Origin of the sequence: Oceanobacillus sp. CF4.6 (assembly GCF_051262635.1) — a bacterium.
Classification (GTDB): domain Bacteria; phylum Bacillota; class Bacilli; order Bacillales; family Amphibacillaceae; genus Oceanobacillus.
In genome coordinates this window covers 53,820-76,906 of sequence record NZ_JBIMEX010000010.1, presented here as the reverse complement: position 1 = coordinate 76,906, position 23,087 = coordinate 53,820, and the positions used below count along the sequence as shown (strand labels likewise).

Here is a 23,087-nt window from a genome sequence, read left to right as displayed (position 1 = left end):
AAAATCCTTTATTTAATCGTAAACTACTCAATACCCAAGTGCTTCCTAATCGTCTCCGACTGCTTTACCCGCTCTTCTTCAGGCACAATGTAATAATAAACCCCCTCTTCTTCCCTGCCTTTCCCGTTTATTTGGATTTGCTCCATATTGTGTCGAGTTTCCGAATAGTTTGCTCGTATTTCCTTCATATCATCAAACGTTAAATTGGTTTTGACATTATCGCCAATGACATCTAAGATGCTTCCATAGTTTGTGAGCGTTTCGATATGTACCGCTTCTTTGATAAATCCCTGAATGATTTTACGCTGGCGTTCTTGTCGACCAAAGTCACCCTTTGGGTCTAAAGAGCGCATACGCGAATACAACAGAGCCTCTTCCCCGTTCAATTTCAGCTCACCGATAGGGAAGTCTGTCCCTTTATAGGAAAAGTCCAAGGTGTTATCCACAGTCACACCGTCAACCGCATCGATCAGATCTTTAAAACCATTCATATCCACTTCCACGTAGTAGTCAATCGGGACATCTAGGAAGTTCTCAATGGTTTTAATCGTGATGTCTACTCCTCCGTATGTATACGAATGATTGATCTTATCCTTTGTTTCTTTGCCGATTATGTCGGTGTATGTATCACGAGGGATACTTACCATTTTAATCGATTGATCTTTTGGATTTGCCGTTAATAAAATAAGTGAATCCGGGCGTCCGCGGTCTCCTTCACGTTGGTCCACTCCAAGCAATAAAATGGAGATGGGATCCCCCTCTGATAAATCAATCACACGTTGCTCTGCTTCTGTACGTTTCAGTGGTTCATGTGTTTTTTCGAGCGTACCGGTAACAGAGTTATATACGGAAAATCCGTACGCGCCTGCACCTAATATAAGAAGAAATATAATTCCAATTGTAATTTTAAAGCCTAGCTTTCTTTTTTTCGGGGACGGGGATGTGTGTTTCTCTTTCATTCAAACACTTCCTTTGCAGTAATCTCTCTATATTTTAGCATCTAAAAAAATATAAGGATATTAGACAAAATGCCTAGAGATTCGACAAAATATTTATTTTCCCCGCCATCGGTATCATGGGTCTGGTCAGAAGGTATCCCTTTCGTGACGATATACTACTTCTTTATGAAGATTTGTAAAAAAAACATGAAGAATCGTTCATTTATTTTCGAATTTCCCTCGTTAAGTAATAAAAAGAGGACCCCCAAAGAGGATATTGAACTAGAAAACGATCTTATTAGGTAATTATGCGGAGGACAACCCTCGGAAGGTGGATAGAATAGCTCATTGTTTCATTGGAACCCACTTGTTACACTTTAATAGGAAAGATTTGGATAACCTACGTCGTTTGATATCTACGGTTTTTTTCAACTAGAAAACGACATAATTCATTGTGAAATATGTACAAAGTATTTTACTTCATTAGTGAGTAGGTAGATTCTTCTCGTTTGTGCTTTTGTAAAAATAAAAATATGAGGTAGATAACAACATGAAAAAGCGAATGTTCCGCAGAGGTAGTAAAAAAACAAATTTGTACCCTGAACCCGTTCAAAAGGATTTTATTTTTAAAAATGTATCTGGGAAACGATGGAATCTCTTGATTGTTTCATCCGTTGTTCTCGCTGTTCTATTCGCTCTCGTTATTGTTTTTTTGGGTTTAGGTCTTTATGCGAATCCGCAACTTCCTAACTTGGAAACAAACGAAACAGATGAATTTGCACAGATCAGTCCATCCGAAAGCCTGACTTCCAATCAGGATGAATTAGCAACCACTGCTACGGATGAGGAATTTCTCCAGCAAGCAGTTCCCTACCAGGATGATGTTTACGCATTCTATGTGAATTGGGACAGCAACAGTGAACAATCGCTCAGGGAAAATATTGAAGCAATCGATGTTTTGATTCCGCAATGGTTAAGCTTGAATTCTGAATTGGAGATTGAAAGCGATATTCAAACGGAAATCGTAGAGCTTGCAAAAAAAAATGATGTGGAGATCGTACCGTTAATTCATAACATAGAGAATGAAATGTGGAATCAGGAGACCGTTCATAACCTTTTAAATTCTCCTGAAGAACAAGCGGAATTAATTAAAAAACTGTATGAACTCATAAAACAGCATGACTTTGACGGGATCAATATTGACTTTGAGAATCTAAACAAGAACGACCGGGATTTATTGACTCAGTTTATAAAGGATTTGTACATGACTTTTCATGAGGATGGTCTCTCCGTTTCCATCGCTGTACCGGCTGCCAATGAGGCGTTTGATTACGAGGAATTAGAAAAGTATGTGGATCAGATGATGGTGATGGCATACGATGAGAATGTGGACAACCCTGGCACGATTGCTTCTTCATCGTGGTTTACAGAAATTCTCTCCAAATTACCTAAAGAAAAGCTGATTGTTGCAATTGGGAATTATGGGTATGACTGGGAATGGGAAAGTCAAGAACCGGGAGAACCCGTATCCTTTGATGACGTCACAAGATTGGCCGAAAAAGCTGAGTTGGACATTCAATGGGATGATATGAGCCAAACGCCATACCTGAAATATATGGAGAACAACAAACTACATGAAATATGGTTCCAGGACAGTGCAACCTTCTACAACCAATTGAAAATATCCATGGAGGCTGGCGCGCAAGGAATTGCACTCTGGAGGCTTGGATCGGAGGACCCATCTGTTTGGGATGTTCTGAAAGGGAAAAAATTAGAAGAATTACTTACGGTTAAGAATGGCGGAAATATCTACAGCACAGGGGAAGGGAATATCTTCCGGGCGACAGAGAGTAGGAAAGAAGGGAAACGCAGCCTTCAGTTTGATGACGCCGGCTTTATTACGGGTGAAACGTATGTTGCCAACCCAGTAGCCTCCGAGTTTGAACGATTAAGCCAACCGGGAGATAAAGAAATTGTCCTAACGTTTGACGATGGACCCGACCCCCAATATACGGAAAACATATTAGATATCCTGAACCAATACCAGGTGAAGGCTTCCTTCTTTATGATTGGTAATAAGGCAATCGATAATCAAGATATTGTTAAAAAAGTCCATCTGGAAGGCCATGAGATTGGCAACCATACGTTTTCCCATCCAAACACAAATGAAATGTCCGAGGAACAGTTAAAGCTTGAGCTAAATGGTGCGCAACGTGTCATTCAAGGTATTACTGGACATACCACTTCCTTGTACCGGTCCCCGTATGGAGATGAAGAGGCGAAGTATATGCCTTCACATTTTCAAAAATTGGAGAACGTGACAGAAATGGGCTATGTCACCGTCAATTATGATATCGATTCAAAAGACTGGAAGCTACGTGACAGCGAGGCGATTGTAGACAATGTCTTGAACCAGGCATCCAGCGGCGCTATTATTTTACTTCACGATGGCGGTGGAGATAGGCAGGCAACGCTAGAGGCACTGCCGGAAATTATCGAACAGTTACAGAATCAGGGATATACATTTGTAACCGCCGGCGAACTAATGGATCAAAGCAAGAATAATATTATGGCTCCTGTTACAGAGGTGGAAAGTCCGATAACAAATAGCTACAAAATGGTGCTTTTCAATCTAGCAAACGTTAAAGAAGGTATTACCGTTTTGCTTATCAGTGTCATTTCCATTTTAATTCTGCGCATTTTGATTCTAGGAATTTTAGGTCTTATACATAAAAAACGTGCCCGTCATCCGGTGGAGCAGTCTACGCCGTTTGTTAGTGTCATTATCCCAGCTTACAATGAAGAAAATGTTATAGGTAAAACCATCGAATCGATCCTGAAAAGCAATTATCCAAATCTCGAAGTCATTGTGATCGATGATGGTTCCAAAGACCAGACTTCCTTGGCTGTATCGCGTAAGTACGATGCTAATAAAAAGGTATCTCTTTTCCAAAAGAAAAATGGAGGAAAAGCTTTAGCCATTAATCTGGGAATCAGGAAGGCAAAGGGAGATATCTTTGTTGCGATCGATGCGGACACTACTGTTTCTCCTGATTCGATTGCTGCCCTTACCAGGCACTTCGCGGATGAAAACATTGCAGCTGTCTCTGGAAACGTGCGGGTTGGGAATAAGAAAAACTTGTTAACTTCCTGGCAGCATATTGAGTATGTAACTGGATTTAACTTGGAGAAGCGCGCGTTTGCCACGCTTAAATGTGTTCCTGTTGTCCCGGGAGCATTCGGGGCATGGCGCAAACAGGTGGTTGAAGAGTTAGGCTATTTTACCGATGATACGCTTGCAGAAGATACAGACATGACATTAAAAGTCATCCGTCAAGGCTATAAAGTTGTAGTTGATGAAAAATCCTATGCCTATACGGAGGCACCAGAAACGATTAGAGATTTCCTAAAACAACGGTTCAGATGGACGTATGGAACGTTACAATGTTTTTGGAAGCACAAGAAAGCGGTTGGGGGAAGAAAGCATAAATCACTCGGGTTCATTGCCCTCCCGAATATGCTGCTATTTCAATTTATTGTTCCTTTTTTCGCACCGCTTATAGATGTATTATTTATTTTAGGAATCCTGACAGGCGCTGGCCAAAAGTCATTAGCGATTTTTGCGAGTTACTTTTTAATTGATTTGCTTGTTTGCTTCGTTGCATTCCGTATGGAGAAGTTAAGCTTTAAACCACTCATTTCCTTGATCCTGCAACGTATTTTCTACCGCTACTTATTACTATGGGTAACATGGAAATCCTTCTTTGCTGCACTAAAAGGTACCCGAGTTGGCTGGGGGAAATTAAAACGGTCAGGCGATCAAAAAGTAGAATCGGGATTGAAGGACGAACGGATCGGCTAGATTTCTTGGGGACAGATGGGACAGAGGGATAGGCATGGGACAGAGGGACAGGAACACTGGACCAACAAAATAAGCTTGTTGGTGGTCCAATAAACCTGTTCCCGTGGGCCTTTGCATCCTTCATTAGCTTAATCTCTCAGCAAACCTTCCTTCTCACCCAGCAACTCTCTCAATATCGTTTCCACTTCTTTCCCTATTTCTTCATTCTTTAATGCAAACTCTATCGTTGTTCGAATAAATCCTAGCTTGTCCCCAACATCATATCTTTTGCCATCAAAGGCATAGGCATATACATTCTGAATCTCATTTAAATGATGAATCGCATCCGTTAGCTGGATTTCCCCTCCTAAACCCATTTCTTGCTTATCAAGAAATCGGAAAATCTCTGGAGTTAAAATGTAACGTCCAATAATCGCTAAATTCGATGGTGCGGTCCCTTGCTCTGGTTTTTCAACAAAACCGTTCACTTGATAACGACTACCCTCGATTACCTTGGGATCGATAATTCCATAACGATGGGTTTCTGCGTCAGGAACTTGTTGTACACCAATCACAGATGAATGTGTTTCATCATATTGGTCGATTAACTGTTTTAGACAAGGCTTTTCTGCTTGGACGATGTCATCACCTAATAATACTGCAAAGGGTTCATCACCGATAAACTTCCTTGCACACCAAACCGCATGCCCAAGTCCTTTCGGTTCTTTCTGGCGTATGTAGTGTATTTCTACTTCTGAGGAGGGTCTAATTTTTTCTAGTAACTCAAACTTTTCTTTTCGAGCAAGATTTTCCTCCAATTCAAAGTTAATATCAAAATGGTCTTCAATCGCTCGTTTCCCTTTACCCGTTACAATTATGATATCTTCTATCCCTGATGCGATCGCCTCTTCCACAATGTACTCAATCGTAGGTCTATCGACGATTGGCAGCATTTCTTTTGGCATTGCCTTAGTTGCAGGAAGAAATCGAGTTCCTAGTCCTGCTGCTGGGATAATAGCCTTTCTAATCTTCTGCATGGAAACACCTCCAGTAAAAGCATTACTACGATAATACGGGGACGATTTAATGCATACTTCCGTTTACTTTCCCTGTGGACTTGTATTCATGGTTATTTCAGTAATTAAAGATTGTATGACTTCTTTTGCTGAATGCATTGTGTTGTTCTCTGTCTCTTCAATAACTCTTTTCAACATTTTTTGTAGTTTATCTTTTTCACTCATCAATTGCTCGCCTCTGACTCTCTTTATCTATTTTGTTCTATTGTACAATACCACAAAAGACAGTCAACTTTTGTCGAAGACTGTCACTTTACAATAATAAAATAATTTACTGACTAAATTTAAGCTTAAGTAGGGATGATATAAATTAGAAATGTAGAATATAGAAGGCATCAAGCGAAGGAATACACATTATTATATCTCTCCACCTAACTTGCCCATACTCTTATCACATTACATAAATCCCTTCTCAACAAAATCACTTTAACGCTTTAAAGCGGCGGGGGTCAGGCACCTGATTATTAGCTTGTTGGCGGTTGGTCCAGTAAACCTGTCCCCGCGGTCCTCTTGGTAACTATCCCCTTACCCCTTAAATTGTCATTGAATTCTGTAAGGAAACTGTTTATAATAATCCTTATGTTTTTAATATAAATGTCGAAATTTGCAGAAAGAAGGTATGATAAATGTCTCAAATGTTAGCTCTACTATTATTAACTGCTATTTTATTTATAGGAGATGCAGTGTCGATACGTACGAAAGCTTGGATACCATCTGTATTTGTTAGTGCAGTTCTTTTCATCATTGGGTATTGGACGTTCTTCCCGAAAGATATTGTGGAAATTGCTGGTATTCCATCTGTAGTGGTGACCATGGCGATTTTCTTGCTCATTACAAATATGGGTACAATGCTTTCACTGAAAGAATTAAAAAAACAATGGAAAACCATTATAATTGCACTGGCCGGTATTAGTGGAGCAGCTGTATTATTACTTACTATAGGAACAATGATATTTGGTAATGAAGCAATGATTGTCGCCGTTCCTCCTTTGGTAGGTGGTATTGTATCGGCACTCATTATGTCTGAGGGAGCTCAGGTAGCAGGACTTACCAGTTTATCTGTTTTTGCAATTGTTATTTATGTTGTGCAAGGGTTCGTTGGTTACCCTTTAACCTCTATCATGTTAAAAAGAGAAGGGAAAAATTACCTGAAGAAATATCGTAATGGTGAAATAACAGTTGAAGCGTCAACCGAGGAACCTGAAGCTGCCAAGGAACGTGAACTAAAATTATTTAAGAAATTACCTGAAAAATACAACACTAATTTCTTTAAGTTTTTTAGATTATCCGTCGTTGCCTATTTGGCTTATCTCGCTTCCGTGTTAGTGGAACCAATGGTAACGATTCATCCATACGTGCTTTGTTTACTATTTGGTGTTATTGCTGCAAGTATTGGCTTTTTAGAACCGCGCGTTCTTGAAAAGGCCAATGGATTTGGCTTTACGATAATGGTTTTATTGCTATTTATTTTTGATGGGTTAAAAGATGCTACCCCAAATATGCTGCTTGAAATTCTAGGTTTATTGATAGGTACGATCATTATAGGTATGATAGGAATGTATATTTTCTCCTGGATTATGGGAAAGGTCTTAAAAGTTAGTAAAGAAATGGCATATGCTGTATCCCTAACCGCTTTATATGGATTCCCAGCCGATTATATTATTACGAATGAAGTGGTAGAATCGATGACAAGTGATGAAAAAGAGAGAGCAGCACTGCTAGGTCATATGCTGCCACCAATGTTAGTCGGTGGATTTATTACCGTAACCATTGTATCTGTTATCCTTGCTGGGACCTTTGTCACATTCTTGCAGTAAGGATAGATTAGAATTAAGATCTGCTCTGCGGATTTAGGGATCAATCGGGTAAGTACACTTACTCGATTTTTTCCATTTTCCAAAGCCCGGGTATAAGCTTTTTAATATAGAGGAGGCGTGATTGAGTTGGCAAATAAAGAGAGAATCAAACATCATTTTAAAACATTTAGTAAGTTTACCGCAACACCAGATATGGGAATGACTCGATTTTCCTATAGTCCCGAAGACGTGAAAACCCGTACGTATATTAAAGAAAAAATGGAACAATACGGTTTAACAGTAAGAGAGGATGGCCTTGGTAATATTTTCGGAAAGTTGGAAGGAACGCGAGAATTTGCTCCTAGTGTTCTGGTTGGTTCTCATTTTGACAGCGTCCCACATGGTGGCAATTTTGACGGTCCTGCAGGTGTGATCGCAGGGCTTGAAGTTGCAGCTTTATTTCATGAACAGCAAATCAAACCGGTATATCCATTAGAAGTGGTCGCGATGATCGAGGAAGAAGGTTCCCGTTTTGATGGAGGTTTGATGGGTTCCCGTGGGATGAATGGATTGATTGATGAGGAAGATTTCCATACCATTCGTGATAGTGATGGAATCTCTGTTGTAGAAGCCATGCATCAGGCAGGATTAGATCCAACACTTCCTAAACATCGTGAGCAAGAAACGATGAAGGCATTTTTAGAATTACACATTGAACAAGGGCCGATTTTGGAAGAAGCGAATATTTCAATTGGCGTTGTCGACACTATTGTCGGATTGACCCAATTAGAAGTGATAGTAGAAGGAAAAGCAGGCCATGCGGGTACAACACCGATGGATCGCCGTTCAGACGCATTAATTACAGCGTCAAGCCTTGTTTCCGAGCTGCCAAAACTTGTACAAGATGAACAGAATGGTACCGTCATTACAACTGGTAAGTTTGCTGTATATCCGAATGGTGCCAATGTTATTCCACAAAAAGTCATCTTTACGATTGATCTTCGCTCCGGTGAAGAAGCATCTATTCAAGGAGTCATAAAAAAAGTAAAAGCGCTCATTGCAGCACATCAAAAGAATGATATGAACATTTCTATCCAGCAGCAAATGTATGTACAACCGAAAGAATTAAGTAAAGCGGTCCGTTCTTCACTAAAAGAATCCACTGAAAAATTAGGGATTTCCTATATTCCGATGCAAAGCGGAGCTGGTCATGATGCGATGGTCTTTTCGGATTTTACGGAAGCGGGACTTATCTTTATTCCAAGTAAAGATGGATTGAGCCATTGTCCAGAGGAATGGTCTGATCTAGAACATTTAGCTCAAGGGGTAGACATCTTATTTGAAACAGCAAAAAAATTAACGGAGGACGATCTTGATGATTAACGAAGCAATCAAAGCATATATCACGGAACATGAAGAAGAATTAATCGCTACACGCAGAAAATTACACAGTGAACCAGAACTATCGTGGGAAGAAGAAAATACGACTGCATTTATTTGTGAACAGTTAGACCAACTAGGTATCGATTACCGAAGAACAGATCCTACCGGCGTGATCGCAGAAATTAAGGGGGGGCAACCAGGAGGAACGGTTGCACTTCGCGGGGATATGGACGCACTATTTGTTCAGGAAATGAATCAAGATTTAGCCTACACTTCTAAATTCGAAGGGAAAATGCATGCGTGTGGACATGATGCACACACCTCCATGCTTCTATTTGCAGCAAAGGCATTGCATCAAGTGAAAGATGAAATCCCTGGAACGGTCAGGCTTATATTTCAACCAGCTGAAGAAGTAGCACAAGGTGCCAAAGAAATGGTTAAACAAGGTGCAATGGACGGGGTTGATAATGTATTCGGTATTCATATATGGTCACAAACCCCAACAAATAAGATCGTGTGTAATCCAGGTCCAGCATTCGCAGCAGCAGATATTTTCAAGATAGAATTTACTGGAAGAGGTGGCCATGGTGCAATACCACAAGATACGATTGATGCAGCAGTCGTTGCTTCTTCCTTCGTCGTGAATGTGCAATCCGTTGTATCTAGAACCATTGATCCTCTTGAACCAGCAGTGCTGACGATTGGAAAAATGGAAGTTGGGACAAGATTTAATGTGATTGCAGAAAATGCGATCATTGATGGAACAGTCCGTACCTTTGACAGTAAAACGAGAGATCATGTGGAAAGAGAGTTAGAGCACTATGCGAAGACAGTGGCGAGTCTTTATGGCGCAAATGCAAAAGTAACCTACAATCGAGGAACCGATGCAGTAATTAATGAAACAAAAAGTGCTCACCTCGTTCAGCAGATTGCCACAGAAGCCTTTGGTGAAGACGTCGTCTATGATCAAAAGCCAACTATGGGAGCAGAAGATTTTAGTTTCTTCTTAGAACAAGCACCTGGAAGCTTTGCATTAGTCGGTAGTGGAAATCCAGAAAAAGATACAGAATGGGCACACCATCATGGGAAATTCAATATTGACGAAGACGCCCTACTAACAGGAGCTGAATTATACGCACAATACGCATGGGCTTATTTGAATAAGTAAGATAGTGGGACAAGGGCACAACCTTGTCCCAAATACATCTACACGAATTGGCTTGGCAGGTCTTCCATCTATCCTATCAGGTAGAAAGGAAATTCTCCCTTCGTCAATTAACTCGCTGAAAAACACTCCTTAGATATTCCTGTTATCCCTAATTACTGTCTATAGCGACACACCTTTCATTCCTAATAGTTTTGCTAATATAACATTTTAGCGCAGCGGGGGCAGGTGGCAGAAACTGGTATTCCGTATACAGGTGATCGGACAGATGTTGTGAAAGTAGTTTATTAGGCAATAATGCAATGACATTGTATAAATGCTATAGTTCACTTTTGTATTTTTAGGGTAAAAAAAGACCAAGTGTGTCGAACACTCAGTCTTATCCACGGAAATATTTCGGGACGCGGTGCCTTTAAACTGCACCCTTTGTCCCCCCCTGCACTCTACAAGGCTCTTTAAAACAATTAAATTACTCTATCACCATACCCACTTCAGCTTCTTCCTGATTCGATGATACTTGCAAGGTGATTTCACCCGGTGCAAGTGCAATCAGCTCTTCTGTAGCAGGGTTAAATACAGCATCATATTTATTCGGATTTTTGGCTCGTTCAAGTTCCTCGCCCGTGCCGATAAATACGTTATCACTGCCTTTCCATATGACAGCTGCTGGATAGTACAATGGGAAGTTCAGGTTTCCTGCCTGGTGTCCAGTGGCAGAAATATTGACTGTTTCACCGGATTTAACGGTTTCTGGGGCATCAACCGAGATTGATTCCAAGATTGGACGAATCTCTGATTGAATCCATTCAGTCTTACTTACATCGCTCTGTGCAGCTGCTTTCTCTGGACCAAATGCTTTTTCTGGAACTGGTGTAGGGTCAACACCAAACATTGTCCAAGCATAGAATCCACCATTATCTGGTGTTCCGTATGGTGCTTTACCAGCTGAACCTGTCACCATATATGGCACGCCTTCAACACGTTCAAGTTGAACCATGTGGGCATGACCACTAATGTACATGACACCTTTTCCTTTCGAATCATCACGGAAATCTGTCAACCAATTTTCAATTAACTTTGCTTCCTTTTGATCAGCAAGTTGGCTGTTTTTCGTTGGCAGCGGATCTCTCGTAGGATGATGCCCAATAACAACGACATTGTTAATGGATGGATCCGAAGTCGCGTCATTTAATGATTCTTTAAACTCAATTAATTGGTCAAAATCACTTGCTCTAAAGCTTCCTTTTGAAGAATCTAACAAGACAAATCGTGTTCCATTGTGATCGAAGCTATAGCGGTTTTCTCCAAAAGCATCCTTAAAATTATCTAATGTTCCAGGCCCTGCAATTTCATGGTTACCAGGAATATAATAGATTGGGAATGCATCTCCAACTTCTTCTTCCAATACTTGTTTTGCAAATGCAAAATCTTCTTCCCATGCCGTATCCACAAGATCCCCATTGATAACTAGAAATTCTGGATCTTCCGCAACAATCTGCTGTAATGATTCTCTCGCCATTTGTGCTTGCCGGCTATTTGGTGAACTTGCAACAAACTGAGTGTCTGACAGTACAGCAAACTTCCATCGATCTTCTCCAATCGAATCATTTTGAATAATTAATGGATCAGTTGTATTAGACTTCCCTTGTTCAGGAAAATCAACAGTTGGTGGTACATCAACAACTAAATTATCATAAACCAATTGACCAGTGTACTGCTCATTCCTGCTTGTCTCAATGGCCCCAATTGTTCGTAACTCAAGTGGATATTGCACACCTTCAGGGATTGGCATTTCAACATATTCCCATCCTGTCCAATTAACATATGGACCATAAAGATAATAGTACGATCCGGCTGCATCACGTAATGTAAACGACATCCATTCACCGTTTCCTTCACCTTTTACAGACATCCCAATTTTTTTCGGCTCACCCGGGAGTAGCGTTGTTGAAACGGGATGGGCATTTGCTGTCCGTGTTCCCGTTGACATTGTGAAATCATAATTCACTTGTAATCCATTTCCTTCAAGTCCGGCTGCTGTTCCTAGACTTCCTGCTCCACGTGCAGAAGAAAATCGCCATTTACTAGTTTCTTCAAAATCGGAAACCAGCATCCTTTCCAATCCAATGGTTACAGGTAGTGCGACCGTTTTATCTAGGACATTAACCGATATAACTGCTGATTTCCCGTCCTGTTTGGGTACAACTGTAAACGTACCATTCTGATTTTCCTCTACGGAAATAACTGATTCATCATAGCTTATTTCCATATCACGTGCTTCAATGGGCGCAGCGTAGCCGTTTTTATCATAACCAATAACTGAAAAACTGCCATTCTTACCCATTTCAAGACCAAGGTAAGATTCGGACGTTTCAATTCTGTCCAGTTCCCCTAGCACCGTAATCTCCTTCGTTCCTTTTGCCGATCTAATTTGTGCTTCGGCTACGGCAGACCCTGATTTTTTCGCATAAAAAACTCCATTACCATCAAAGGAACCAACATCTGCAGGAAGTGCCTGCCAGCTTACCCCTTCTACATCTACAGGAGAATAATTTTCATCGTGTCCAAGACCTACAAAGCTTCTGCTTAATTTAGGAAATACGCGAAAGCTATTTTCATTATCCACGACCGTATCAACTGCAAAATTAGTTAATTGTCCGCTTCCAGCTTCAGCAAAAATTCCAATTCCATTCGGTACATAGCGCTCCGTCCCATCCGATGGTTGATTGACCACTTTTGCATCCGCTTCACCTGGCATCCGAGCAACCATTGTAGAAGACCCGCCGCCATCAATATTTAACGCTTGATATGCACCATATTCCTTCATTAATTCTCCCAACTCTTGGTAAGTCATTCCCCGACTATTTATTTGCCGCCCATCGACGAGCGCGAGAATCATCGTTTTCCCATCTTCTGAAAGACCAACTGCTGTCCTGGGCGCCGTCAGACTATCATCTAAATTTGCTGGGACTTTTCCTTTTTCAACTAACTTGATATTACCACCTATGGCAAAATTCATTAAAGAATCCCCATCTACTTTTGGAGCATATTCGACAAGAACTTCATCACCAACAGATAGCTCTTCCAATTTATCTGCGCCTGTTTCACGTCCAACGAGAACAAACGTATCTTCAGCAATTACCCCTTGTCCAATCTGATTTGAAACCTCAGCCACTTTTCCGCCACGGATAAGAACTTCATATACACGACTTCCACTATTTGCTCGCTGCGCATCTCCCCATACGGAAGTATAAAGACCTATGCCACCCGCTGGTATGCTTGATTGGTTCAATGCACCAAGCGCAATTTGACCCGTTGGAAGTTGCACTGTGCCTTCCAATAAAATATTTGTTATCATACCGAAACCATCTTGATTAACTCCAGCAGTTAAAGTATGTGACCCTTGTGGTCCTTTTAACAATTTGCCGCTTTGAATCATCGAGCCTGAAGGAGCTTTGGTATTATTAATATCAAAAAAGTCCCCATTCACACCGGCTACCGCTCCAGTTTCCTTTGCCATTTCAGATACCGGTTTGGCATCACTAATAACTCCTGGAAAAAGAAGATCAGTTGAAACAGCTTCATTTGATAAATCAATCGTCATGACTTCCCCATTTAGCCATCCACGGGCATCAAACCGTTCAAATTGAGCCAGTTCAATTCCGGGCCCAATCGAAGTTGTCTCCTCTTCGGATAAAAGTGTCTTTCCGTTTGGTCCTACTGTGATAATCGGCTCTGTTTTATTCGATGATGCAGAACGATTATCCCCTATTGGATTAGTCTCAGCATTTACTGCTGGAATAAAGGTTGAAATGACAATTAACAACACTAACAAACTACTTATCCATTTTTTCTTCAAGATGAACCCTCCAAATTATTCTATTTAAACAAGTCCTGTGCTATCTTTGATGGGTAAACGTCATCCTCCTCTCTATATATCTATCTTTAATACTATCAAATATTTGTTAAATAGATTATGGAATTTTATGAATATTTATAGGATAAAAGATTGGGAAATATTTACTATAAGTGGACTTGGTAGTGACTTTTGTACTAGTTACGATGAATTATTCCTTTAGCATTAGAAATGATATATTTATCGCAAAAAAAAGGCACTTCCTCCTACTCTTATAAATACAGCTCCCTTAGGAATAGAGAAGTTTATATTGAAATGTAAAGAATATATTATCAATGTTTCATGGGGTGATGTTGTTATTACGGGGAAAACTGTAGCTTAAGCATGACTCGAAGTTAATGGAGAACTTAGATGATTAGGTTTTAATTATACAATAAATACCAGCTATTTCTTCGTTTTCCGATTGAAGAAATAGCGTGGTATTTATCTACAAGATAGAAGGTTCCTCCCCCTTGTCACTTGCTCATTCATCTTCTACATTTTAACACTAATCCTTTTAAGTAGTTTCTAGCATTTTTGTCCCCTTCTTTATTTAGTTGGCAATTCCTCAACACTGTCTATATCCATATATTCTGGCACGACAAAACCTTGTTGGGCACCTTCCAAATTGGGTCCTAAGTCAACAATCTCATCCTTATATTCTTCATAATAGGAAGCTGCACCTACAGGGAGCCAGGCGATTAACATCCCATCTATTTCACCTACAGAAAGACTTTCAAATGCGATACCCATATCTAGCGCTGTCAATTCAACATTGTAGCCCAATTCTTCAAGAACATGAGCAACTACATTCGTTGATGAAATTTCTGTATCATAATTAGTAAATAAAAAGGCCCATCACCAATTAGTTAATGAGCTGAGTTTCAAACTTATTGAACATTAGTTTTTTCTATTATATAAAGCATCAAGGTAAGTCATTGCTTTAGCCTTATTAATCAATTGATAAATCTTTTGCAAATGAATACAGTATCGGGCTATTACTTGGCGTAGATTTATAGGCTTCTTCTTCATGCATCTTATGAATTATTTCGTCAGTGCTCAAATTACCGACCAGTGAAATTACATCGTCCAATGCTTGAATTTCATCTTCTGTCAATTCTGTAACTTCAAACCCAGGTGAAGGCTTAAACTTATATCCAATTTTTTCGCCATATTGAAGAGTCTCAAACTGAACACCATTTAATAGTACGATTTGTTCGTAGCCTTCCGGAGCAGCCCCCATTGGAAGTGCACTATAGACAAGGCCACTTATTGATTTCTCTTTTCTTTTAAAGAATAAAATATTTGAGTACCAAAGCATTTTCATAAGCTTAACTTTGTGAAGACTATTTACCTTTTCAGAAAGATAATTAATCATCTCAATAACTTTATTTAAATTAAGCTCTAAATTGCCGGTAGTCATCTTATCTTCAAAATCCACATAACTAGCATGAATTGAATCGATAAGATACTGATAAAAATGGCAAAGTTTGACCAACCTATGTCCTTCTTCATATGCTTTAAATTTGGTAATAGGACAATCTCCACGTCGAATAAGATATTAAAAAATGACGGGGATGATACAGCATGACTAGACAGAAAGTATTATTAAAAGAAATTCAAGTTGAAGATTCATATCGTAAAAGTGATTTTGATATGGCTCTAGCCCTAGATATAAAAGCAAATGGATTATTGGTTCCATTAAGGGTCGAAAAGCAAAATAATGGTGCGTTAATCCTTGTTGAAGGGTACAGAAGGTATGCTGCTCTTATTCATATAAATCAACCAACTGCAGAATGTACAATAGATACCGAAACATCTAAGTCCATTCGCATTATAAAAAGATTAAAGTCTGAGTTGCATCATAAGAAACGTACAGGGTATGAACTGCATCAAATGATAAAAGATTTGAAAGAGCAGGAGGTTGAAGTAAAAGAAATTGTACGTTTATGTAACGTAACACCTGCAACTATAAAAAAATATTTAAAAGGATCTAATGTTGACCAGGAATGGTTAAACGAATGCGAGAAAGCAGGTGCAGGAATTCAAGGGGCAATAGATATCGTTAAGATGGGTCACTTAAAAGGTGAAAATTTAGACTACCTTAAAGGTCTCTATACAGATAGGAAAATTACTGGAGAGGATGTCAAAAAAATAAACAAACATACTAAAAACGCAACTTTTAGAAATCTAACTGCAGAAGGTCAACGTGATTCTTTGGATGAGATAATTAATAGTATGAAAGATAATCAAAAATCTAATGAGGTTATTTATGAAAAGAGCCTAAAGGAATCCTATACTCAGTCAGTCCACCAATATGTATATCACTTTGTTGATAAATTATTAGATCGATTGCTTGCCATTTTCATAGGAAATTTCACTAAACACTTGTCAGTAAGGAACAGAAATAACCTTTATAAAAAATTAGTCTTGTTAGTCGAAAGGTTAGGTATGCCTATAAAATGGGCAGAATTCCCACCTGGGTTCTTAAAAAAGGATCAGGATACTGATCGTGATCATTTAAGTCATTAAGAAGTGAGGTTAAATCTTAGATTCACTTTTACATTTTAAACATTTTTCACACCTATTAATGTGCATGTATAAGCCTTATTCCGCATGAAATCTATCAAAAGATTTTCTTGATTTCTCATTAATTGATTCTTCATCGTACTCAATTTTGTAAATTAAATCTTCAATTATTTCTCTTAGCTGTTCAATATTTGTTGAAAGGTAACTATCCATCTGTGCGTTAGTTAAATCATAAATCCTACCCTTTTCAAGCTGATTAAGCTTATTTCTAATTTTCATTAATTCACCGTCATATTTTTTTCTAACATTCACTCTTTTATCCATGGTTTAGCCCTCGTTTATAGTTTTGAATATTATAACTTCTTATATCATGAAGAGAAAAACTCAATGCTTAGAATTGTAAACTAATTTATATGTCCAAAATATTGTAATTGAAAATTTACTAGCTCTCCAACACCTTCACCAACAAACTTGCACTTACCGATTTTAAGCAGCGGGAGTCTAATCCCAGTTTTACTAGGGGATAGAGTACAACACTAACCCAAATACACCTCCAACCAATTCGCTTGGTAGGCCTTCTCATCAGGTTGAAGTAAAATTCCCCCTTCCCGTCAATCAACTCGCTGAATAACACTCTTAGATATTCCTGTTATCCTCGAAAGCTGTCTCAGCGACACACCTTTCATCGCCTTAAGTTTTGTTAATATTTCATTTCTATTTAATTTGTCCATTTGCTGTAGGGTGCTTTTATTTGAAATCCCTAATTGAAATAAAAATTCCCTTACTTCGTTATCCGATTTTCTAACTTTGACTGTATCCCCTAGGCATTGATCATCATTAGGTTGATGTATGTATTCAATATACAATTGAATTGCTTTATTTCTATCTGGTGAAAATAGATCAAGTCCAAAATCAATATCGACCTTATTAACCTGTTGGATATATTCGTTTATACTCGTCCTTTTCTAGGACACGGTACCTAGTATCCCCGTGTCCCTTCAAAGACATCCCATTTTTAATCAGGAACCAAATAAATCCTCATCTCTCGATACTAATTCCCCAATCCCTTCTCTCATCAGCTTCTTCCTAACTTCCCTCCCCCAGCTCTTCACCGCATCGGTCGTTACCCCTTCCTGTTCGGCAATTTCCTTCAAGGGCATGTCTTCTATAATGAAATATTTCACCCATTTCCATTGATTCTTGGTCAATAACCTTCTCACTTCCTCCCATAAGTCTGCGTCATCCACCAAAGAATCTTCCGCTAAAACCTGCATGTACGGAGAAATAGATTCTCCATTCTTATACGTTTTATTATCTGCATGCTTTGTAGTAAGTTTTTGTATTAACATTTCCTGATTTTCTAACTCTCTTGTTTCATTACGTATCAAATCTATTAAACGGTTGCGGATGATATAGTTGAAGTAGGTTGCGAGTGGTCCTTTGTCTGGTTGGTATGTCTCTTGTAAGCATTCCACATGGCAACTAAACCATTTTGATAAAATTCTTGATGTGGATCTCTTAGCTGCAATTTATTAATGTGGTAATGAATTCTGCGTTCATTCTGCTTGAAAAATTCTTCAAATGTTACTTTGTCCTTTTCCATTGGTTATCCCCCCTTCATCTAAAAAGCATCGCTTTATAGATGAGCTCTTTTTATTTACATATCGTTTGTGGACTTTGCGGGAATAAAAGTTATCATCCCTCAAAAACCCATGCTGCTTTCTTTAATATAGTTAGTAGCAACATAGTAATTATAGAACGTTTGTTCCTATTTGTAAAGTGTGAAAATATAAAAAAAACTGCTAGATTAATGGCTTCATTTAAGAACATAATGCTAACAGCTTTTATAATTCTAATAATTCCATTCAACATAAAACCTCTACAAAAATCTAGGGATTAACACAACAGGCAAGTAAGATCAAGTGCCAATAAGAAACAACTTTCAGAGTTTTAACATTTCAGCATTTTTGACTGGTGAAATTAAAAAGCCGTCCTCTTTACGATAATAATTAACACCATCACAATCCACATAATCATACACAGCACTTATATCATAAATGGCTTCAGGCCTAATACTACCTTCCCCTTGAAGTATCCCTGTTGAAATGGAGTGATTTCCTCCATAAACTCATGCGATACCCATCGGCAACCATACATTTACATTATAATTTTAATCTTGTCTCCATGGGTCATTTGCTCTCCCTTCACCAATTTGGGCAATACAATTAACCAATCGTGAGGCTCTCCATGACCACGGCAAAACTAAATCATGACTTGGATATCATCTATACGTTGTTTTACACTTTTCTCCTTTTTCTTCTTAATTTTTAAAGAACAAATTAACGTCCCCCCCTTCAAATAATGTTTATGAGTTGGGATAGGTGTTTAATGCATAATAAAAGTACAGAGTATTGCAACCAAAATGTTAGAAGGTTGCACAAATAAAAAAGGATTGCCAGCTCTCTCAAAATACCCTACCGTTAATGGTGGAAGAAGTGAAAGGATGCTAGCAACGCCTGAAAGTGCCTGTCACCTTTATTTCCCATTTTATTATTTACTTTCGTTTGTTATCTATTATAGATAAAAAGATTACAATTAGAAGAATTTGATAAAATTTATTGACAAAATGAAAATAAATGCTACTATAAATATATAATACCGTGAAAACGATTACAAATAATTTTCATAAATCGATTTATATATAGGAGGACGAATTGATGGTAATGGAATTTGGATGCCAAGGATCGACATGGGTACTAAATTACGATATTGAAGCGGATATAATGGATAAAATTATGGACGATGTAAAACAAGGCGGTTTTACTGGTCTAGATATGCAAGTTGCACTATTAGGTAGATATAAAAATGAACCAAACCGCTTCAAAGAGGAATTGGATAAAAGAGGTTTGAAACTAGCAGCTTTAACATTGCCACATGCATTTGATGGTGGAAAATCCTCTGAAAAGGAAAGAGAATTACAAGATTATTACTTTGATTATATTAAGCACTTCCCAGGTGCAATTTTAAATATACCTTCTCGTGTAGGACAGAACCGTGACAATCTCTTGCAAAGACAAAAAGAGATTATTAAGGGTGCTAATGAATTAGGGAAACGAGCATATGAAAATGGAATTGTGACTTCTTTCCACCCAATTTCCTATGAAACTTCTTATTGGAGATTCAAAGAAGACTATGATGTTTTATTTGACGGATTAGACCCTAAATATATGGGCTACACTCCGGATGTTGGTCATATTATTTTTGGAGGAATGGACCCTGTCGAAATTATTAAAGAATCACTTCCGCTAATTAAGCATGTTCATTTCAAAGATGCTTCGAAGCATCAAGAGTGGAAGAAGATGGGCGAAGGGGATATTGATATTCCTCAGTGTGTTCAAGTTCTAAAAGATTATGGCTATGATGGCTGGCTTGTTGTGGAAGAAGAAACACCAGAAGCCCAAACCCAAACGACTGAAACGATTGCAGAGATTGGTAAATATGTAGAAGAAAATCTATACCCAATCGTTAAAGGAGAGTAACGGTGACACATTTTATCCCTTCATTACTCGTTCCTGAAGTCTTTCATCCTATTAAAAGAGAAAGGAACTTCAATGCTAATTTACTAGAAAGCATTGTAGAAGCAAACTTTTACAAATCTGTTGAGCTAGGAGATGGATTTGATGAAAAAGAAAGAAAACGAATCCTAGCAGTTACAGAGAAAAATGGAATTGATGTTACACAATGGCTTACCTTTTTAATCGAGGAAAACAACCTAGATGTTTCTTCTTTGGATACTGCACTTCGGAAAAAAACGGTAAAGACAGTCAAAGAAAGCTTACCTTTAGCTGCTGAGATTGGGGCAAAAAATATTGCCCTTGTAACCGGTGATGACCCTGGTCCTGAACGCTGGGCTGAAGGAATCGAAGGGCTTTACGAGAGTTTATGTGAAATTGCCGAGGCAGCGAAAGAATATAATATGAATCTATTAATTGAACCACTTGACCGTTTTGCTCATAAAAAGCGAATCATTGGAAAAACCTATGAAACAGTAGATTTACTAACAAGGGTTCAAAAAGATTATGGAAATGTAGGGATTGCTTTTGATACAGCCCATGCAGCATTAAATGGGGAAGATATTTTCGAAGCGTTGGAAAAAGGGAAAGACCTCATTCATCAGATTCACTTTTCCAATGCGGTTCTAGATACGACAAGTAAATTGTATGGTGATTTTCATATGGAAATCGGCGAACCAGGATTTTTAACAGGGGAGAAAATCAGTGCAATTTTACAAAAGGCGGACGAGCTTGGTATTCAAGCAGAAAATGGGCTACGTGTTACAGCTGAGGTCCGTGGGAAAGTCGACAAAGAAAACTGTATAAAAAATGAATTGAACTTAAGGATCATCCTTGCTGAGGCATTACAAGGTCTGGCTGTTCGGTAGTTTTTATAAATAAAATTTACTTAAGGTGGCGAACACAATGAAAGTTGTAATTACAGATCATGAATATCCAAATTTAACATACGAAAAGAAAGTACTCGCTCACGATGGGATTGAATTAGAAATTCATCAATGTAAAACAGAAGATGAAGTTATCGAGGTTTGTCGTGAAGCAGATGGAATCATCAATCTATATGCACCAATTTCCCGTCGAGTAATCGAATCATTAGAAAAATGTAAAATCATCACTAGATATGGTGTTGGTCTAGACACCATTGATTTAGATGCTGCAACAGAAAAAGGAATTTGTATAGGGAACGTACCAGACTATGGAATAAATGAAGTATCAGACCATGCACTTGCATTAATCATGAGTCTTCTACGTAAAATTCCATTTGCCAATCAAACAGTAAAAAATGATGTTTGGGATGTTAATACAACAAAGCCAATTCGACGATTAAGTAAGTTGACAATAGGGTTGGTTGGATTTGGTAACATACCAAGAAGATTAGCAGAAAAAGTAAAAATACTTGGATTGAAGATTGTCGTTGCGGATCCTTTCTTACCAGAAGAAGTGGCCAAAGACCATGAAGTTGAGCTTGTATCATTAGAAGAATTATGCGAAAGAGCAGATGTTATTTCTGTTCATGCTCCTCTTACAAATTCAACGAAAGGCATGATTGGTAAAGAACAATTCAACTTGATGAAAAAAGGCGTCTACCTTGTGAATACTGCGAGAGGACCTGTAGTAGATGAAGAAGCATTACTAGAAGCATTACATAATGGTACCGTATCTGCAGTAGGACTTGACGTAGTTGAAAACGAACCCATTGATCGCAATCATCCTTTCTTGTCTATGGATAATGTCATACTTACACCTCATATGGCTGGGTATTCCGAAGAATCTGCTGAAGAAATGCGTTCAAAAACTGCTCTTGGAATAATTGACGTACTCGTATATGGACAATATCCAAAATACTTAGTAAATAAAGGTCTACAAGAGAAAGTAGATTTAAAAGCCTTTGAAATGAGAGAAGAATATAAATTCTAACAGGAGAATGGGGAGAGTTTATAATGATCAAAACAAATTTTCATGGGATCATTCCACCTGTATCAATCATTCTTGATACGGATGGAAATCTAGATGAAAAAGGGATGGCGACGGTAATCGACTTTTTAATTGATGCAAAAGTGGATGGACTATTTTCCCTTGGTAGTGGTGGGGAATTTTCACAAATGTCAGTGGAACTTCGCAAGGAAATTGCCGAATTTACGACCAATTATGTTGCTGGAAGAGTTCCTGTTTTGATTGGTACGGGAAGTTCAAGTACAAAAGAAGCTGTAAGTTTGAGCCAACATGCAGAAAAAGTCGGTGCAGATGGTGTCGTTGTAATTAATCCGTATTACTGGACACTAACGGAAGAGAATTTATTTGCTCATTACGCAGAAATTGCAGAATCTATTGAACTACCAATTTTGCTTTATAATTTCCCTACTTTAACAGGCCAAGATTTATCTCCTGAATTTGTGTTGAAATTAGTGGATAAATATGAAAATATTATTGGAATTAAAGAAACGATTGATTCCATTGCTCATATCGAAAGCATGATTTCTACGGTGAAAAGTAAGTACCCAGACTTTACTGTTTTCGCAGGATTTGATAACCATCTATTCAATACATTAACCCTTGGTGGGGATGGGGCAATCTGTGCAAGTGTAAACTTCGCTCCAGAAATTGCCGTCGAACTCTATAAGGCTTTCCGGGAAAATGATTTAGAACAAGCTGTAAAGTTGCACCGTAAAATAGCAGGTCTGCCAAAAGTGTACAACTTGGACTCACCATTTATTGGGGTAATCAAAGAAGCGATGAAGTTGAGAGGTCTAGATATCTCCACATACGTGTTACCTCCAACCCGTGAGTTGAGCACTGAAAAAAAAGAGCAATTAATAGAAATTTTAAAAACAGCAGATTTACTTTAAGAGAAGCGAAAGTACTGGAGCTTGACACTTAATTAATACTATCACA

Annotated in this window: 17 protein-coding genes and 2 pseudogenes; 9 read left to right on the top strand and 10 right to left on the bottom strand. The window is 38.5% G+C overall.

Annotated elements, in window-relative coordinates:
• Positions 1-23: 23 nt before the first annotated feature.
• Positions 24-959: an LCP family glycopolymer transferase gene (locus ACHABU_RS15015; protein WP_435765750.1), complete on the bottom strand. Its 936-nt coding sequence runs from the start codon at positions 957-959 to the stop codon at positions 24-26.
• Positions 960-1,488: 529 nt separating this feature from the next.
• Between ACHABU_RS15015 and ACHABU_RS15010 the strand changes: the two genes are divergently transcribed.
• The gene (locus tag ACHABU_RS15010; protein ID WP_435765749.1) at positions 1,489-4,800 is read left to right on the top strand and encodes a glycosyltransferase; all 3,312 of its coding nucleotides are present in this window, start codon (positions 1,489-1,491) and stop codon (positions 4,798-4,800) included.
• Positions 4,801-4,928: 128 nt separating this feature from the next.
• On the opposite strand, the gene galU is transcribed toward ACHABU_RS15010, so the two are convergent.
• Positions 4,929-5,816: a UTP--glucose-1-phosphate uridylyltransferase GalU gene (gene galU / locus ACHABU_RS15005; protein WP_435765748.1), complete on the bottom strand. Its 888-nt coding sequence runs from the start codon at positions 5,814-5,816 to the stop codon at positions 4,929-4,931.
• A 63-nt stretch (positions 5,817-5,879) separates the two neighbouring features.
• Positions 5,880-6,020 carry a hypothetical protein gene (locus tag ACHABU_RS15000; protein WP_435765747.1) on the bottom strand — a complete coding sequence of 47 codons (141 nt, stop codon included), beginning with the start codon at positions 6,018-6,020 and terminating at the stop codon, positions 5,880-5,882.
• A gap of 461 nt (positions 6,021-6,481) precedes the next feature.
• Between ACHABU_RS15000 and ACHABU_RS14995 the strand changes: the two genes are divergently transcribed.
• The 3 genes from ACHABU_RS14995 to ACHABU_RS14985 all read left to right on the top strand — a co-directional run bounded on the left by ACHABU_RS14995 (position 6,482) and on the right by ACHABU_RS14985 (position 10,202).
• The gene (locus ACHABU_RS14995) at positions 6,482-7,672 is read left to right on the top strand and encodes a hypothetical protein (protein WP_435765746.1); all 1,191 of its coding nucleotides are present in this window, start codon (positions 6,482-6,484) and stop codon (positions 7,670-7,672) included.
• Between the two features lie 126 nt (positions 7,673-7,798).
• A complete protein-coding gene (locus ACHABU_RS14990; RefSeq protein ID WP_435765745.1) occupies positions 7,799-9,034 on the top strand; it encodes a Zn-dependent hydrolase in 1,236 nt (411 codons plus the stop codon).
• Positions 9,027-10,202, top strand: coding sequence for an amidohydrolase (locus ACHABU_RS14985; protein ID WP_435765744.1), 1,176 nt, complete (start codon positions 9,027-9,029; stop codon positions 10,200-10,202). Before ACHABU_RS14990 ends, ACHABU_RS14985 begins: the two co-directional genes overlap by 8 nt.
• A 466-nt stretch (positions 10,203-10,668) precedes the next feature.
• Here the strand turns inward: ACHABU_RS14985 and ACHABU_RS14980 are convergent, their stop codons facing one another.
• The 3 genes and pseudogenes from ACHABU_RS14980 to ACHABU_RS14970 all read right to left on the bottom strand — a co-directional run bounded on the left by ACHABU_RS14980 (position 10,669) and on the right by ACHABU_RS14970 (position 15,592).
• Positions 10,669-14,058 (bottom strand): phosphodiester glycosidase family protein, encoded by a 3,390-nt coding sequence (locus ACHABU_RS14980; protein ID WP_435765743.1) that lies wholly within the window; start codon positions 14,056-14,058, stop codon positions 10,669-10,671.
• A gap of 585 nt (positions 14,059-14,643) precedes the next feature.
• A pseudogene (locus ACHABU_RS14975) lies at positions 14,644-14,922 on the bottom strand (glycine betaine ABC transporter substrate-binding protein); the annotation flags it as partial.
• Between the two features lie 124 nt (positions 14,923-15,046).
• Entirely contained in the window at positions 15,047-15,592 is a 546-nt protein-coding gene (locus ACHABU_RS14970) for a Panacea domain-containing protein (protein WP_435765742.1), read from the bottom strand.
• An 89-nt stretch (positions 15,593-15,681) separates the two neighbouring features.
• On the opposite strand from ACHABU_RS14970, the gene ACHABU_RS14965 reads away from it, so the two are divergent.
• Positions 15,682-16,626, top strand: a complete 945-nt coding sequence (locus ACHABU_RS14965; protein ID WP_435765741.1) for a ParB N-terminal domain-containing protein — start codon at positions 15,682-15,684, stop codon at positions 16,624-16,626.
• Between the two features lie 75 nt (positions 16,627-16,701).
• Here the strand turns inward: ACHABU_RS14965 and ACHABU_RS14960 are convergent, their stop codons facing one another.
• The 4 genes and pseudogenes from ACHABU_RS14960 to ACHABU_RS14945 all read right to left on the bottom strand — a co-directional run bounded on the left by ACHABU_RS14960 (position 16,702) and on the right by ACHABU_RS14945 (position 18,883).
• Complete coding sequence (locus ACHABU_RS14960; protein WP_435765740.1) at positions 16,702-16,947, bottom strand: hypothetical protein; 246 nt, start codon at positions 16,945-16,947, stop codon at positions 16,702-16,704.
• 695 nt (positions 16,948-17,642) lie between these two features.
• A complete protein-coding gene (locus ACHABU_RS14955) occupies positions 17,643-17,972 on the bottom strand; it encodes a hypothetical protein (protein WP_435765739.1) in 330 nt (109 codons plus the stop codon).
• A gap of 44 nt (positions 17,973-18,016) precedes the next feature.
• Positions 18,017-18,226, bottom strand: a complete 210-nt coding sequence (locus tag ACHABU_RS14950) for a hypothetical protein (RefSeq protein ID WP_435765738.1) — start codon at positions 18,224-18,226, stop codon at positions 18,017-18,019.
• 339 nt (positions 18,227-18,565) lie between these two features.
• Positions 18,566-18,883 (bottom strand): annotated as a pseudogene (locus tag ACHABU_RS14945) (DUF6710 family protein).
• 457 nt (positions 18,884-19,340) lie between these two features.
• Here ACHABU_RS14945 and ACHABU_RS14940 point away from each other — a divergent pair.
• Genes ACHABU_RS14940 through ACHABU_RS14925 form a run of 4 tightly spaced genes read left to right on the top strand, consistent with a single transcriptional unit; the run spans position 19,341 to position 23,041 of the window.
• Positions 19,341-20,162 (top strand): sugar phosphate isomerase/epimerase family protein, encoded by an 822-nt coding sequence (locus ACHABU_RS14940; protein ID WP_435765737.1) that lies wholly within the window; start codon positions 19,341-19,343, stop codon positions 20,160-20,162.
• A 2-nt stretch (positions 20,163-20,164) separates the two neighbouring features.
• Positions 20,165-21,064: a sugar phosphate isomerase/epimerase family protein gene (locus ACHABU_RS14935; protein WP_435765736.1), complete on the top strand. Its 900-nt coding sequence runs from the start codon at positions 20,165-20,167 to the stop codon at positions 21,062-21,064.
• Between the two features lie 37 nt (positions 21,065-21,101).
• Positions 21,102-22,112, top strand: coding sequence for a C-terminal binding protein (locus ACHABU_RS14930; protein WP_435765735.1), 1,011 nt, complete (start codon positions 21,102-21,104; stop codon positions 22,110-22,112).
• Between the two features lie 23 nt (positions 22,113-22,135).
• Complete coding sequence (locus tag ACHABU_RS14925) at positions 22,136-23,041, top strand: dihydrodipicolinate synthase family protein (RefSeq protein WP_435765734.1); 906 nt, start codon at positions 22,136-22,138, stop codon at positions 23,039-23,041.
• Positions 23,042-23,087 lie beyond the last annotated feature (46 nt).

What these genes read in the sequence shown, in the direction of transcription:
- ACHABU_RS15015 (WP_435765750.1), bottom strand. Translation starts at nt 959, where the DNA reads ATGAAAGAGAAACACACATCCCCGTCCCCGAAAAAAAGAAAGCTAGGC.
- ACHABU_RS15010 (WP_435765749.1), top strand. Translation starts at nt 1,489, where the DNA reads ATGAAAAAGCGAATGTTCCGCAGAGGTAGTAAAAAAACAAATTTGTAC.
- galU (WP_435765748.1), bottom strand. Translation starts at nt 5,816, where the DNA reads ATGCAGAAGATTAGAAAGGCTATTATCCCAGCAGCAGGACTAGGAACT.
- ACHABU_RS15000 (WP_435765747.1), bottom strand. Translation starts at nt 6,020, where the DNA reads ATGAGTGAAAAAGATAAACTACAAAAAATGTTGAAAAGAGTTATTGAA.
- ACHABU_RS14995 (WP_435765746.1), top strand. Translation starts at nt 6,482, where the DNA reads ATGTCTCAAATGTTAGCTCTACTATTATTAACTGCTATTTTATTTATA.
- ACHABU_RS14985 (WP_435765744.1), top strand. Translation starts at nt 9,027, where the DNA reads ATGATTAACGAAGCAATCAAAGCATATATCACGGAACATGAAGAAGAA.
- ACHABU_RS14965 (WP_435765741.1), top strand. Translation starts at nt 15,682, where the DNA reads ATGACTAGACAGAAAGTATTATTAAAAGAAATTCAAGTTGAAGATTCA.
- ACHABU_RS14960 (WP_435765740.1), bottom strand. Translation starts at nt 16,947, where the DNA reads ATGGATAAAAGAGTGAATGTTAGAAAAAAATATGACGGTGAATTAATG.
- ACHABU_RS14955 (WP_435765739.1), bottom strand. Translation starts at nt 17,972, where the DNA reads ATGTTAATACAAAAACTTACTACAAAGCATGCAGATAATAAAACGTAT.
- ACHABU_RS14950 (WP_435765738.1), bottom strand. Translation starts at nt 18,226, where the DNA reads ATGGAAAAGGACAAAGTAACATTTGAAGAATTTTTCAAGCAGAATGAA.
- ACHABU_RS14940 (WP_435765737.1), top strand. Translation starts at nt 19,341, where the DNA reads ATGGTAATGGAATTTGGATGCCAAGGATCGACATGGGTACTAAATTAC.
- ACHABU_RS14930 (WP_435765735.1), top strand. Translation starts at nt 21,102, where the DNA reads ATGAAAGTTGTAATTACAGATCATGAATATCCAAATTTAACATACGAA.
- ACHABU_RS14925 (WP_435765734.1), top strand. Translation starts at nt 22,136, where the DNA reads ATGATCAAAACAAATTTTCATGGGATCATTCCACCTGTATCAATCATT.